This is a genomic window from Microbacterium sp. XT11 (genome assembly GCF_001513675.1).
Classification (GTDB): domain Bacteria; phylum Actinomycetota; class Actinomycetes; order Actinomycetales; family Microbacteriaceae; genus Microbacterium.
Map to the genome: position 1 here is coordinate 1988570 of NZ_CP013859.1, position 12681 is coordinate 2001250.

Annotated in this window: 11 protein-coding genes; 10 read left to right on the forward strand and 1 reads right to left on the reverse strand. The window is 70.7% G+C overall.

What is annotated here, in order from left to right:
• Positions 1–49: 49 nt before the first annotated feature.
• The 10 genes from AB663_RS09215 to AB663_RS09260 all read left to right on the forward strand — a co-directional run bounded on the left by AB663_RS09215 (position 50) and on the right by AB663_RS09260 (position 11473).
• The gene (locus AB663_RS09215) at positions 50–1090 is read left to right on the forward strand and encodes a Gfo/Idh/MocA family protein (protein ID WP_067198197.1); all 1041 of its coding nucleotides are present in this window, start codon (positions 50–52) and stop codon (positions 1088–1090) included.
• Positions 1087–1827 carry a hypothetical protein gene (locus tag AB663_RS09220; RefSeq protein WP_067198198.1) on the forward strand — a complete coding sequence of 247 codons (741 nt, stop codon included), beginning with the start codon at positions 1087–1089 and terminating at the stop codon, positions 1825–1827. Before AB663_RS09215 ends, AB663_RS09220 begins: the two co-directional genes overlap by 4 nt.
• Before the next feature lie 105 nt (positions 1828–1932).
• Positions 1933–2949 carry a VOC family protein gene (locus AB663_RS09225; RefSeq protein WP_067198199.1) on the forward strand — a complete coding sequence of 339 codons (1017 nt, stop codon included), beginning with the start codon at positions 1933–1935 and terminating at the stop codon, positions 2947–2949.
• Between the two features lie 31 nt (positions 2950–2980).
• Positions 2981–3928 carry a fumarylacetoacetate hydrolase family protein gene (locus AB663_RS09230; protein ID WP_067198200.1) on the forward strand — a complete coding sequence of 316 codons (948 nt, stop codon included), beginning with the start codon at positions 2981–2983 and terminating at the stop codon, positions 3926–3928.
• Between the two features lie 53 nt (positions 3929–3981).
• The gene (locus tag AB663_RS09235; RefSeq protein WP_067198203.1) at positions 3982–4971 is read left to right on the forward strand and encodes a cyclase family protein; all 990 of its coding nucleotides are present in this window, start codon (positions 3982–3984) and stop codon (positions 4969–4971) included.
• A gap of 67 nt (positions 4972–5038) precedes the next feature.
• The gene (locus AB663_RS09240) at positions 5039–6172 is read left to right on the forward strand and encodes an FAD-dependent monooxygenase (RefSeq protein WP_067198206.1); all 1134 of its coding nucleotides are present in this window, start codon (positions 5039–5041) and stop codon (positions 6170–6172) included.
• Positions 6169–7191 carry an amidohydrolase family protein gene (locus AB663_RS09245; RefSeq protein WP_067198209.1) on the forward strand — a complete coding sequence of 341 codons (1023 nt, stop codon included), beginning with the start codon at positions 6169–6171 and terminating at the stop codon, positions 7189–7191. Before AB663_RS09240 ends, AB663_RS09245 begins: the two co-directional genes overlap by 4 nt.
• Positions 7188–8174 carry a fumarylacetoacetate hydrolase family protein gene (locus AB663_RS09250; protein WP_067198212.1) on the forward strand — a complete coding sequence of 329 codons (987 nt, stop codon included), beginning with the start codon at positions 7188–7190 and terminating at the stop codon, positions 8172–8174. The genes AB663_RS09245 and AB663_RS09250 overlap by 4 nt, the downstream gene beginning before the upstream one ends.
• Before the next feature lie 130 nt (positions 8175–8304).
• Positions 8305–9801 (forward strand): MFS transporter, encoded by a 1497-nt coding sequence (locus tag AB663_RS09255; RefSeq protein WP_067202510.1) that lies wholly within the window; start codon positions 8305–8307, stop codon positions 9799–9801.
• A 94-nt stretch (positions 9802–9895) separates the two neighbouring features.
• The gene (locus AB663_RS09260; RefSeq protein WP_067198214.1) at positions 9896–11473 is read left to right on the forward strand and encodes a GMC oxidoreductase; all 1578 of its coding nucleotides are present in this window, start codon (positions 9896–9898) and stop codon (positions 11471–11473) included.
• 21 nt (positions 11474–11494) lie between these two features.
• Here AB663_RS09260 and AB663_RS09265 read toward each other — a convergent pair whose 3' ends face one another.
• The gene (locus tag AB663_RS09265; RefSeq protein ID WP_067198217.1) at positions 11495–12676 is read right to left on the reverse strand and encodes a 4-hydroxybenzoate 3-monooxygenase; all 1182 of its coding nucleotides are present in this window, start codon (positions 12674–12676) and stop codon (positions 11495–11497) included.
• Between the last annotated feature and the right edge of the window lie 5 nt (positions 12677–12681).

The following is a 12681-nucleotide window of genomic DNA, read 5'->3' on the forward strand; positions in this document are numbered from 1 at the left end:
ACTCTCGTACTTCAGCATAATTCGTACTGAAGTCGGCGAAGGGGCGAACATGACGTGGGGTGTGGGGATCATCGGCTCAGGGCCGGGAGTGTCCGCGCTGCACGCGCCGATCCTGGCGCGGACCGACGGCGATTTCCGTCTCGTGCACGTCAGCGACGGTGGCAGCGGCCGCGCGGCGATGATCGCGGAGCGCTTCCAGGCTCGGTGGTCCTCGGGCGTCGACGACCTGCTCGCCGATCCCGAGGTCGACGTCGTCGCCGTCTGCAGCCCTCCGGAGCTCCACGCCGCCCACGTGCGCGCCGGCCTCGCGGCCGGGCACCGGGCCATCTTCTGCGAGAAGCCGCTCGCGGGCTCGGCGGACGAGGCCGCGCGGCTCGTGGCCGAATGCGCCGCGGCAGGGGCGCTGCTGGTGGTGGGAACCAACCACCTCTTCGATCCCGCGTGGCGGCGGGCGGTGCGTCACCTCGATGTCGACGGACCCGTCTCGTCGGTCTCGGTAACCCTGTGTCTCTCGCCGAACGATCGTTACCAGCGGCTGGTCACCGGAGAGCCGATGCCGGTGCCGAGCGGGTCGGGCCGCCCGCCGCTCGATCTCGAAGATCCGGCGCAGCGCGCGCACCTCGTGCACCAGCTCGTCACGGGTCTCGCCGTGCACGATCTGGCGCTCGTGCGCGACCTCGTGCCCGGGGCGCCCGAGGTCGTCTGGGCACGCACGGTCGCGCCCGTCGGCTTCGACCTGGGGCTGCGCGCCGGAGACGGGCTCGTGCGCTTCACCACGGCAATGCTGCCCGAGGGTGCGGATTCGCTGTGGCGTGTCAGCGCGACGACGGCTGCCGCGCGCATCGAGGTCGACTTCCCGCCGCCGTTCGTCCATGTCGGCGGCGCCCGCACCACCGTTCGGGATGCGCAGGGCGTGCAGACGGTCTACCCGTGCGACCGTCTGGACGGCTACGAAGCGGAGTGGAAGGCGCTCGCCGCGCTGTTGAGAGGGGAGGCGGCGATGGAGTACGACGAGGTGCGAGCCGATGCGGTCTTCGTCGCGACGGTGGCCGACGACGCCGCCGCGGCCGTTCGCGGGGGCGCATCATGACCGGGCCCCGCGCGATCCGCACCACGTCGCCGGCGTTCCGGGCCGCAGTGGCCGAGCTCGCGCCGTCGGTCCGCCTCCTCGACGAGCCAGGGGCCGTCGAGGTCGTGGACGGGCGCGGCGCGTGGTGGGAGCGGGCGGCCAAGATCGATCGCGCGGCAGGGATCGTCATCGACGAGCCGGATCCAGCACCGGCGGCGGCGCATGCGGACGTGGCATCCCTCCCGTTCCCGGTCGTGGTGCTGCGGCGGCGGCTGCGGCCCGACGTCGTGGCCGATGCCGAGCTCGACGCTCCGCGACACGTCACGGTCGACGCATGGGGCGGACGGAGCGGCGCCGCAGCCCTGCTCCGCGATGCCGTCGGGTGGGCGCGTGTGCTCGCCGGCGGTCGGCTCCGGCTCGTCGCTCGCGCCGAGGCTCCGGCCGCGACGACCCTGGCACTCGCCGGGCCGGCGGGCGTCGGCGCGAGCGTCCTGCGTGCGGTCGGCGGCGGTGTGGGCGGAATGCTCGTCGCGACTGCGCTGGACGCGCGCCGGACCGAGGTGCGCGTCGACTCCGCGAGGCGCATCGTCGAGGTCGCCTTCGATGACGTCGACGGCCGCGTCATCCGCGCCCCGCGCCGCGAGTCGGCCGAGCGCCTGGCGCTGCGCCGGATTCTGGCCGCCATCGACGCCGGCACCGACCCGGGGGATCGCGTGGAGCTCGCCGCCGATGACGCGATCGCGGTGCCCGGGGAATAAACCGCGCCGATGCGCGGCATCCACATAATCGGCTTCCCTGATATCAACTTCGGTCGGATAGTGGAAAAAGAGTCGGAACGACCCGATTCACCGAAAGGATCGAAGATGATCAAGCTTCTCTCTCATCTGTCGTTCGTGACGATCACGACTCCCGATGTGGACGCCTCGGTGGACTTCTATGTCAACCAGGTGGGGCTGACCGAGGTGGCCCGTGAGGACGACCGCGTGTATCTCCGCTGCTGGGGCGACTACTACGCGTACTCCGTCGTGGTCGCCCGGGGCGATGAACCGGCGTTGGAGACCATGGCGTGGCGGACCTCGTCGGCCGAGGCGCTCGAGGAGGCCGCCAAGCGCGTGCAGGCTGCAGGCATCGAGGGCGAGTGGTTCGAGGGCCGAGGCATCGGCCGCGCGTTCCGCTTCACGGGACCGCAGGGGCACAACATGACCCTGCACTGGGATGTGGAGCGGCACCGTCCCGAGCCGCGCACCGCATCGATCTTCCCCGATCGTCCCGAGAAGCGCAGCAGCGTGGCCGGCGCACCGCGTCAGCTCGATCACGTCACGATCGCCGCGAGCGACGTCGACGCGTTCGTGAAGTGGTACGTCGATGTGCTCGGCTTCCGGTTCATGGCGCGCACCGTGCTCGACGAGGCGCCCATCTCGGTGTTCTCGGTGCTCACCACCAACGAGAAGTCGCACGACCTCGGGGTCGTGCTCGACGGCTCCAGCCGTGCAGGCCGCATCAACCACTATGCCTTCTGGGTCGACACCCGCGAGGAGCTGCTCATCGCGGCCGACACCCTCATGGAGAACGGCGTCCCGATCGAGTACGGCCCCAACATCCACGGCATCGGCGAGCAGACCTTCCTCTACTACCGCGAGCCCTCGTCGTTGCGCATCGAGCTCAACACGGGCGGCTACCGCAACTATGTACCGGATTGGGAGGCCAACACCTGGAAGCCCTCGCTCGGCTCGAACAACATGTACCGCAACGGCACCATGCCGATGTCGATGACCGAGTCCTTCCCGCCCGCCGACGGTCCCAGCGCCACAGAAGAAGGCGTACCGGAGGAGATCAAGGACGCCCTGCTGAACCCGTACGCCGCTCAGGGGCGGGGCTGAGGCCGATCCCGGCGGGGAGGCGAGGAAGATCATGAGCACCGCACCGTATGCTTTGGCCCGTTACCGCGACGGCGGAGACGTGCGTGTCGGCCTCGTCGCAGGCGACCGCATCCGCCCGCTGTCGCCCGATGAGCTCGGCGGCGGTCTGAACGCCTTCCTGGCCGACCCCGACTGGGATCGCATCGCCGCACTCGTCGAGGCGCCGGGGGCGTGGCGTCCGCTCTCGGAGGTCACGCTCACGGCGCCCGTCGAGCCGCGGCAGGTGCTGCAGACCGGCGCCAACTACCGCCAGCACGTCATCGAGCTGGTGGCAGCCGGTCTGACGCAGAACACCGACCGATCACCCGAGGAGGCCCGGGCGTTCGCCGCCGACATGATGGACGAGCGCGCCCGCAGCGGGTCGCCGTACTTCTTCATCGGGCTCGCCGCGTGTGTCGTCGGCGATGACGAACCCCTCGTGCTCCCCGGCTACAGCCAGGTGCACGACTGGGAGCTCGAACTCGCCGTCGTCATCGGTCGTCAGGCGTTCCGGGTGTCACGTGAGGATGCCCTCGACCACGTCGCCGGCTACACGATGGTCAACGACATCACCACCCGAGATCTCGTGTTCCGCAAGGACATGAAGGAGATCGGCACCGACTGGTATCGCGCGAAGAACGCACCGGGATTCCTGCCGACGGGGCCGCTGCTCGTGCCTGCGCGCTTCGTCGACCCCGCAGACACGCCTGTCCGGCTCGAGCTGAACGGCCAGGTGATGCAGGACGCGAACACGTCGGACCTGCTGTTCGACGTGCCGGCGCTCGTCTCAGCGGCGTCGCAGACCCACCCGCTGCTGCCAGGCGATCTGCTGCTCACCGGCAGCCCCGCGGGCAACGGCCAGCACTGGAAGAGGTTCCTGCGCGACGGCGATGTCATGACGGGGACCATCGGCGCGCTCGGCACCCAGGTCGTGCGCTGCGTCGCGGAGGAGATGAAGTGACTGCTCGCCGGAGTGCGGAGCCGGGGCGACCGGCTGAGGAGACGTCCGCGTCCGTGACACCGTCGGAGGATCCGGCCGACCTCGACCGCGGGAACCCCGAAGCGGAGATCGCCGCGCGCGCGGAGGCCTATCGCAACTGGGGACGGTGGGGAGCAGACGACGTGCTCGGCACGTTGAACTTCATCGACGCCGAGGTGCGCCGGGTCGCTGCGGCGCTCGTGCGCGACGGCGTCTCGATCTCGCTGGCGCAGCGCTTCGACACCGACGGCCCGCAGAAGGGCTGGCGACGACGCACCAACCCCGTGCACACGATGACAGACACCGGCACAGACGCCGAGCGCGGCAGCCAGGGCTTCCCGCACGGCATCGGCGGCGCCGACGACGTCATCGCCATGCCGCTGCAGTGCTCGACGCAATGGGACGGTCTGGGGCACATCTTCGACCACGGATACGCGTGGAACGGTCGGCGCGCAGGCGACGTGGTCACCAGCGACGGCGACCTGATCACCGGGATCGAGCATGCGGCAGACGTGATCGTCTCACGCGGGGTCCTGCTCGACCTCGGGCGCCACCTCGCCCCTGACGAGGGCGAGCTCCCCGACGGGTACGCCATCACGGCCGCCGAGCTCGACGCGTGCGCGGCAGCCCAGGGGGTCGCGGTCCGCCGAGGCGACATCGTGCTCGTGCGCACCGGCCACTACACCCGCACGCGCCGAGAGGGCTGGGGAGACTACGCCGGCGGTCCGGCGCCTGGGCTGTCGTTGACGACCGCCGGGTGGCTGCACCGCAGCGAGATCGCAGCGATCGCGACCGACACGTGGGGCTTCGAGGTGCGCCCGAACGAGTTCGACGTGCCGGCGTTCCAACCGCTGCACCAGGTCGTCATCCCCAACATGGGCCTGACGATCGGCGAGATGTGGAACCTCGACGAACTCGCCATCGCGTGCGCCGATGCGAGACGCTGGGAGTTCCTGCTCTCGGCGCCGCCGTTGCCGATCACCGGCGCGGTCGGTTCCCCCGTCAACCCGGTCGCCCTCCTGTGACCGCTCGTCCCCAGAACACACTCCTCACACACCCAGAACACAGTCCCCAGAACAGAGAGGTTCTGACATGACAGCCGTGCAGAAAGTCGCGATCGCCGGTGCCGGGGTCGCGGGCCTGGCCACCGCGATCTTCCTCGCGAAGGCGGGAGTCGAGGTCGATCTCTACGACGCGCAGCCCTCGTTGCCCACTCGCGGGTCAGGCATCACGCTGCAGGGCAACGCCCTGCGGGTCTTCGACGAGCTCGGCGTGTGGGACGAGGTCGCCGCGTCGGGCAGAGCCTTCGAGGGATTGAACCTGCGCGCACCCGGACCGGGGGCGCCCGTCGTCGCGGCGCTTCCCGACATGAAGACGGGCGGTCCCGACTACCCGTCCACGATGGGGATGTCGCGCCCCGACCTGGCCCGCATCCTCCTCGAGGCCGCGGAGCGCCACGGGGCCCGCGTGCACTTCGGGCGCACCGTGACGGGCCTCTCGCAGAGCGACGACAGCGTCACGGTCGAGGTCGACGGCGAGGCGGTGGGGGCATTCGATCTGCTCGTCGGCGCCGACGGACTGCACTCCTCGGTGCGCGAGCTCATCGGCATCCGGGTGGTCCCCCAGCAGACCGGCATGGGCATCTGGCGCACGTTCGTCTCGCTGCCGCCCGGTGTCGACCGGAGCGAGCTGTACTACGGCGGACCGGTGTACATCGCCGGCTACACACCGACCGGCGACGACACGATGTACGCCTTCCTCGTCGAACCAGCGCAGGACCGCTCGGGCGTCACCCCGGAGGAGGCGCGTCGCATCATGATCGAGCAGTCGCGCGGGTACGACGGCCCGTGGAACCACATCCGCGCCGACATCGAGGGCGGCGCGGACGCGAACTACACGTGGTTCACACGTCACATCGTCGACGCGCCATGGAACCGCGGACGCGTCGTCCTCATCGGCGACGCCGCGCACAGCTGCCCGCCCACGATCGCCCAGGGCGCGGCCCAGGGTCTCGAGGACGCGGCGGTGCTGAGCGAGCTCCTCGTCGAAGGGGATGCGCTCGATCAGGCGCTCTGGGATGCGTTCCACGCGCGTCGGGTGGAGCGGGCGACAGCCGTCGTCGACGCCTCGGTGCAGCTGGGCCAGTGGCAGATCGACGGCGTCCGCGACGCGGACATGGGCGGATTGCTGTCCGGCATCGCGCGGTTGACGGCGGTGCGCGCATGAGCGGCGGGCGCGACCACGTCACCGACGTCCACGCCCACCTGCTCATGCCGGGGCTTCATGCCGAGGTCGAGCGGCGCGTCCCCGACGAGGTGCAGGCCGCCGCCGACCTCGAGCTCACGCGCAACGGCCTGGCGAGCCTTCAGGCATCGGGTCGGATGATCGGTGAGCGCTTCCCGCGCCTGACCGACGTGCGCGTGCGTCTGGAGGCGATGGACGCCCAGGGTGTGGACCGGCAGTGGGTGAGCCCGTCGCCCAACCACTTCTACCCGTGGGCGAACGAAGAACTGGCCACGTGGATCACCGGAGAGGCCAATCGTCTCATCGCGGACCACGTCGCCGAGGCTCCCGACCGTCTCGTGGGCCTGGGCGTCGTCCCCCTGCAGCACCCCCACCTGGCCGTGGACGCGCTTGATGATGCCGTGCTCGGCCGCGGGCTCGCCGGCGTCGAGATCTCGTCGTTCGCAGGAGACGTCGAGCTGAGCGACCCTCGGCTCGAACCCTTCTGGGCGCGTGCCGCCGAGCTGCGTGCCGTCGTGTTCCTGCATCCCTTCGGCTGCTCGCTCGACGAGCGGCTCGACCGCTTCTATCTGTCGAACACGGTGGGCCAGCCGACGGAGAACGCCGTCGCGCTGTCGCACCTCATCTTCGCGGGCGTGCTCGACCGGCACCCCGGGCTGCGCCTCGTCGCCGCCCACGGGGGCGGCTATCTGCCCACAGCGATCGGCCGATCCGACCGCGCATGGCGCGTACGCCCTGAGGCGCACGGTTGTGAGCACGTCCCGTCGACGTACCTGTCGGCGATCTGGTTCGACACGGTCGTGCACGACCGACGGGCCCTGCGCTGGCTCGTCGAGGTCGCCGGCGCCGACCGGGTGCTGCTGGGCAGCGACTTCCCGTTCGACATGGGGCTGGACGACCCTGTCGGGTTCGTCCGCGATGCGGGGCTCTCCGAGGCCGAGGTCGCCGGCATCCTGGGGCGCAACGCCGACGAGCTGCTGCGAACGCGGGTGCAGGCATGAGGATCGCACGGTGGGCCTATGGCGCCGACGTGGGGGAGGGGTTCGTCGACGGCGATGCCGTGGTGCCCTTCCCCGACGGCCTGCAGGTGGCCGATGTGCTCGCGCAGGGACTGCCGGCGGCGGGCCAACTGTGGGCTCGCCGTGACACGGCGCTCGCCCGTCCGCTGAGCGAGGTGCGGCTGCTCGTCCCGCTCGTGCCCGCGTCGATCCGTGACTTCGTGGCCTTCGAGGAGCACGTCGAGGGTGTCAGCGCCTCCGTTGACGGCAAGAGCGAGGTCGTGCCCGAGTGGTATGACGCGCCGACGTTCTACTTCACCAACCCTCACACGGTGCGCGGGACCGGCGAGGTCATCGCGATTCCGGTGACCCACCGCCTCGACGTCGAACTCGAACTCGCCGCGGTGATCGGCGCGGCGCCCGGATCCGATGGGCAGAACCTGGATGCCGCGGCCGCCGCCGCCCATGTCTTCGGCTACACGGTGATGAACGACTGGTCGGCCCGGGACCTGCAGTCGCGCGAGATGAAGGTGCGGCTCGGGCCGGCGAAGGGCAAGGACTTCGCGACGACCCTCGGACCCTGGATCGTCACGGCCGACGAGCTCGAGCCGTACCTCGACGACGAGGGGTTCCTCGCGGTCGGTGCCGATCTGTTCGTGAACGGCGAGCTCATCGGACACGACCTCGTGTCGAACATGGGCTGGCCGTTCCCCGAGCTCGTCGCCTACGCCTCGCGCAATTCCGTCGTGGTCCCGGGCGATGTGCTCGGGTCGGGCACGGTAGGCAACGGCGGCTGTCTCGCCGAGCTGTGGGGGCGCGGCGGCGTCGTCGACCCGCGTCCTCTCGAACCCGGCGACGAGGTGCGCCTCGTGATCGAGGGCGTCGGCGAGGTCGTCAACATCGTCGGCGAGCGCGTCGCCGCGCCCGCCGTGCCCCGCGCGCGGCAACGGCCCCGGGCGCGGGAGCGCGCGACTTCATCCTCGTAATGTTGAAAACCGACATAAGTGGGCTATGATGGAGGTGACGTCGGGGCTCGCACAGCCCGTTCGCCCGGTGAGGACGCCGGAGCGGCACACCCGGTCGCGTCGACCGCCCTGTCTCATGGGCGCCCCACGCATGAGTCTTTCTCCCGCGCGGCTGCGGGTCCTCGTCGCCGCCCTCCTGTCCGTATCGTTCCTCGGTGCCCTCGATCACACGGTCGTCAGCACATCCCTCGCGACGATCGCCGGTCGACTCGGCGCACTCGAGCACATGAGCTGGATCATGGTCGGGTACACGCTGGCCGCGACCGCCATGCTCCCGGTCGTGGGCAAGCTCGGCGACGCCGTGGGGCCGCGCCTGATCTTCGTCCTCTCGCTCGTCCTGTTCCTCGCCGCCTCGCTCGCGTGCGGGTTCGCCCCTGACCTCGGCTGGCTCATCGTCGCGCGCGTGTTCCAGGGGCTGGGCTCGGCGGGATTGCAGCTGATGTCGCAGACGATCGTCGCGCGGGTCACCAGTCCCCGACAGCGCCCGCGGTACATGGCCGTCATCGGCGCTGCCTTCCCGATCGCGATCGTCGTCGGTCCGGTCGTCGGCGGTCTCATCACCGACTACTGGAGCTGGCCCTGGGTGTTCTGGCTCAACATCCCGGTCGGTCTGGTCGCGCTGGCGCTCGCCCTGGCGGCTGTTCCGCGACTCCCCGGCGGTGCGCATCCCCGCTTCGACGTGCCGGGTTCCCTTGTGTTCACCGTGTCGCTCGCGGCGCTCGTCCTCGCGGTGACCTGGATCGGTGACGAGGCGCTCCGACCCGCGGCGATCGCGTGCGCCGCCGCGGCGGCGATCGGCCTCATCCTCCTCGTGGCGATCGAGCGGCGGGCCGTCGCGCCGATCCTCCCGTCGAGGATCGTACGCAGCCGCACGATCCTCGCCTGTCTCGGACTCTCGCTCGTCGTCGGCGCAGGGCTCTTCTCGGTGGTGGCGTACGTGCCGACCTACGTGCAGATGGCGTACCGCACGAGTGCGACGCTCTCTGGTCTCGTGCCCATCGCGACGGTGCTCGGCATGCTCGTGAGCAGTCTGCTGACCGGATGGCTGGTGAGCCGCTCTGGGCGCTACCGTCTCTACCCGGTGGCGGGCACCGCGCTCGCGGCGTCGGGGCTCGCGACGATGGCGCTCCTCCCTCCAGGGATGCCGCTGTGGGTGCCGATGGTGGTCATGGCCGCGGTCGGGATCGGCACGGGAGCGTTCACCAATTTGATCTTCGCGATCGTGCAGAGCGCGGCCTCCCGCGACGATCTCGGGGTGGTCACGGCGACCACCAACCTCGTTCGGCAGGTGGGCGCGGCCGTCGGCACCGCCGTCGTCGGCGGCGTGGTCGGGTTCGCGGTGGCGGCCGGCCTTCCGGACGGCCTGGACGCCGCCACGCTCACGCCCGCGATGGCGCGTTCGACACCGGAGGCGGTGCAGGATCGGATCGGGCTGGTGTACCACGACGTGTTCGCGCCCGTGTTCCTCGGCCTCGCGTGCGTGTACGTGTGCGGCGTGGTGATCGCGGTGCTCCTTCCGGCGGGGCGGCTGACGGACGAGGTGCCGACGGTGGGCTCAGAGCTGGAGACCGCGGAGAGCCGAGCCTGATGAGCGACCCGCGACCGTCGCGACGGACCGAGCGACCGGACGCCGTCCCACCTGTGAGCCGTGAATCCGACCTGTGAACCGTGAAGGAGAGAACATGTCAGAGACCCCCACGATCGCCGTCGTCGGCAGCGGACCCATCGGAGCCACCTACGCACGGCTGCTGCTCGAGGCGCTGCCCGCGGCCCGCGTCATCATGCTCGAGGCCGGCCCGCAGGTGACCGACCGCCCCGGCGAGAGCGTGCGCAACATCGCCGATCCCGTCGAGAAGGCCCGTGCCCGCGAGCGCTCCCAGGGGCCGCAGGCCGGCGAGTTCCGCGCCTCGCTCGGCATCCCCGCCGGCGCGGTGGTCGAGGGCATGTTCACGGCGCGGCAGGGGACCCACCTTCTCGACTTCGGCGGCGAAGGCTCGGCCCATGCGGGGAACTTCCCCGCCGCCGCTGCCGCGAGCAACGTCGGCGGGCAGGGATCCCACTGGACGTGTGCGATCCCTCGCCCCGCGTTCAGCGAGAAGCTCGACTTCATCGCCGACGACGAATGGGAAGACCTGATCTCGACCGCGGAAGCACTGTTGCACAAGCAGAGCGCCGCGTTCTCGGACTCGCCGGTGGGCGCGGCGATCCGTACGCTCCTGGACCGAGAGTTCGGGGCCGAGCTTCCCGAAGGCTACGGCGTGAGCACGCTGCCCGTCGCCGGAGATCCGCAGAACGACGGGTCCATGCGCTGGGCCGGTACCGACACCGTGCTCGGGCCGCTCATCGAACCGGGAACCGACGCGGCCGGCCGATTCGAGCTGCGGGAGCTCACGCTGGTCCGCCGCATCGAGCACGACGGCGCGAGGGCGCGAGGCGTGGTGGTCGAGGACCTGCGCACGCACGAGGAGTCCTTCGTCGAGGCGGATGCCGTCGTCGTCGCCGCTGACGCGTTCCGGTCTCCGCAGCTGCTGTGGGCGTCCGGCATCCGCCCAGCGCCGCTCGGGCGTTACCTGACCGAGCACCACGTCGTGATCAGCACCGTCGCCCTCGATGCCGATCGCATGAGCGAGCTCGTCTCCGACGAGGAGCTCGAGGCCGAACTCGCGCGCCGGGCCAAGAATCCCGCGGACCCCGTGGCTGCGGTCAACCGCATCCCCTTCTCGGAGCCGGAACACCCCTACTCGGCGCAGGTGATGTACGCCGAGAGCCCGCCCTTCCCGCTGCCTGCCGACCACCCGGCCGCCTCGAGCCGGTGGGGCTTCGTCAACATGGGCTACGGTGTGCGCAAGTTCCCGCGGATCGAGGACGGCGTCACCTTCTCCGACGTCGAGGTCGACTACCGCGGGATGCCGAACTTCACCATCGAGTACGACCTCACCGAACGCGAGGAGAAGGAGATCGCCGAGGCAACGGAGCGGCTGCGTCGCGCGGGACGGGCCCTGGGCACCTTCGTCGCGGAACCGCGGCTGCTTCCCAACGGCTCGAGCCTGCACTACATGGGCACCATGCGCGCTGGCACGGATCCGTCGACCTCGGTGGCCGACCCGTTCTCGCGCGTGTGGGGCTTCGAGAACCTCGTCGTGGGAGGGAACGCGCTGATCCCCACCGCCAACACGATGAACCCGACGCTGACGAGCGTCGCCATCGCGGTGCGCGGCGCACGCGGACTCGCGCGACGGCTGGGCGACGTGCGTCGATAGCGGGACTCGGTCCGGCCGGCCTCAGCCGTCGAGCGCCCATCCCGTGTACGCCTCGGCGAGGAAGGTGCGCCCGGCCTCGGACTCGACGACGGAGCGCAGTTCGCCGAGCTGACGCCGACGATCGAAGTCGCCGGCTCCGGGCGCGACGTGCAGCATGCTCGTCATCCACCACGAGAAGTGCTGGGCCTTCCAGATCCGTCGCAGCGCCGTCTCGGCGTAGGCGTCGATGAGACGCTCGTCTTCTTCGCCGAGCAGGGCCGACAGCGCTTCGGCGAGGAGCACCACGTCGGCGACGGCGAGGTTCATGCCCTTCGCGCCGGTCGGCGGCACGGTGTGGGCGGCGTCCCCGACCAGGGCGGTGCGACCTCGGCGCAGCTCGTGGGCGACGAAGCTGCGGAAGCGCAGCACGTCACGCTGGAACACCGTGCCCTCGACCAGCGTCGTTCCGTGCACGCGGCGCTGCAGTGTGCTCCAGATCTCGGCCTCGCTGGGCGCCTGGGGATCGGCGTCCGGGTCGCACTGGAAGTACATGCGCTGCACGCTGGGCGATCGTTGGCTGATCAGCGCGAAGCCGTCGTCGGAGTTGCTGTAGATCAGCTCGTGGGAGCTCGGCGGCGCCTCGCAGAGGATGCCGAACCATGCGAAGGGGTACTCCCGGAAGTAGCCGCCCGTCGAGGAGCCGGTGACCGCTGGGCGCACGGCCGAGCGCGAGCCGTCAGCGCCGACCACGAAGTCGGCGGTGATCCGCACAGTGGCACCGTCGGCGTCGGTCGCGACCACCGTCGGCGTGGCCGTGGCCGCATCGTCGACGCGCTCGGCCGTCGTCTCGAACCGCAGGTCCTGTCCCTGTGACACGCGGAGCGTGAGGAGGTCCTTCAGCACCTCGTGCTGGGGGTACAGCCATACGCTGCGGCCGACGAGTCCCTGGAAGTCGATGCGGTGGCCTTCACCCTGGAATCGCAGCTCGATGCCGTCGTGGCGTTGGCCGACGGAGCGCACGCGCGACCCCGGGTCGATCCGCGTGAGCAGGTCCGCGGTCCCGTGCTCGAGGATGCCGGCGCGGATGGTGGTCTCGATCTCCGCGCGGCTGCGTCGGTCGATCACGATGGACTCGATGCCGGCCTCGGCGAGGAGATGCGAGAGGATCAGGCCGGCAGGGCCGGCCCCCACGATCGCGACGCGGGTGCGGATGCTGGAGGTCATGTCGT

Coding starts and splice junctions, on each gene's coding strand:
- AB663_RS09255 (WP_067202510.1), top strand. CDS start 8,305: ATGAGTCTTTCTCCCGCGCGGCTGCGGGTCCTCGTCGCCGCCCTCCTG.
- AB663_RS09250 (WP_067198212.1), top strand. CDS start 7,188: ATGAGGATCGCACGGTGGGCCTATGGCGCCGACGTGGGGGAGGGGTTC.
- AB663_RS09260 (WP_067198214.1), top strand. CDS start 9,896: ATGTCAGAGACCCCCACGATCGCCGTCGTCGGCAGCGGACCCATCGGA.
- AB663_RS09215 (WP_067198197.1), top strand. CDS start 50: ATGACGTGGGGTGTGGGGATCATCGGCTCAGGGCCGGGAGTGTCCGCG.
- AB663_RS09230 (WP_067198200.1), top strand. CDS start 2,981: ATGAGCACCGCACCGTATGCTTTGGCCCGTTACCGCGACGGCGGAGAC.
- AB663_RS09240 (WP_067198206.1), top strand. CDS start 5,039: ATGACAGCCGTGCAGAAAGTCGCGATCGCCGGTGCCGGGGTCGCGGGC.
- AB663_RS09225 (WP_067198199.1), top strand. CDS start 1,933: ATGATCAAGCTTCTCTCTCATCTGTCGTTCGTGACGATCACGACTCCC.
- AB663_RS09220 (WP_067198198.1), top strand. CDS start 1,087: ATGACCGGGCCCCGCGCGATCCGCACCACGTCGCCGGCGTTCCGGGCC.
- AB663_RS09265 (WP_067198217.1), bottom strand. CDS start 12,676: ATGACCTCCAGCATCCGCACCCGCGTCGCGATCGTGGGGGCCGGCCCT.
- AB663_RS09245 (WP_067198209.1), top strand. CDS start 6,169: ATGAGCGGCGGGCGCGACCACGTCACCGACGTCCACGCCCACCTGCTC.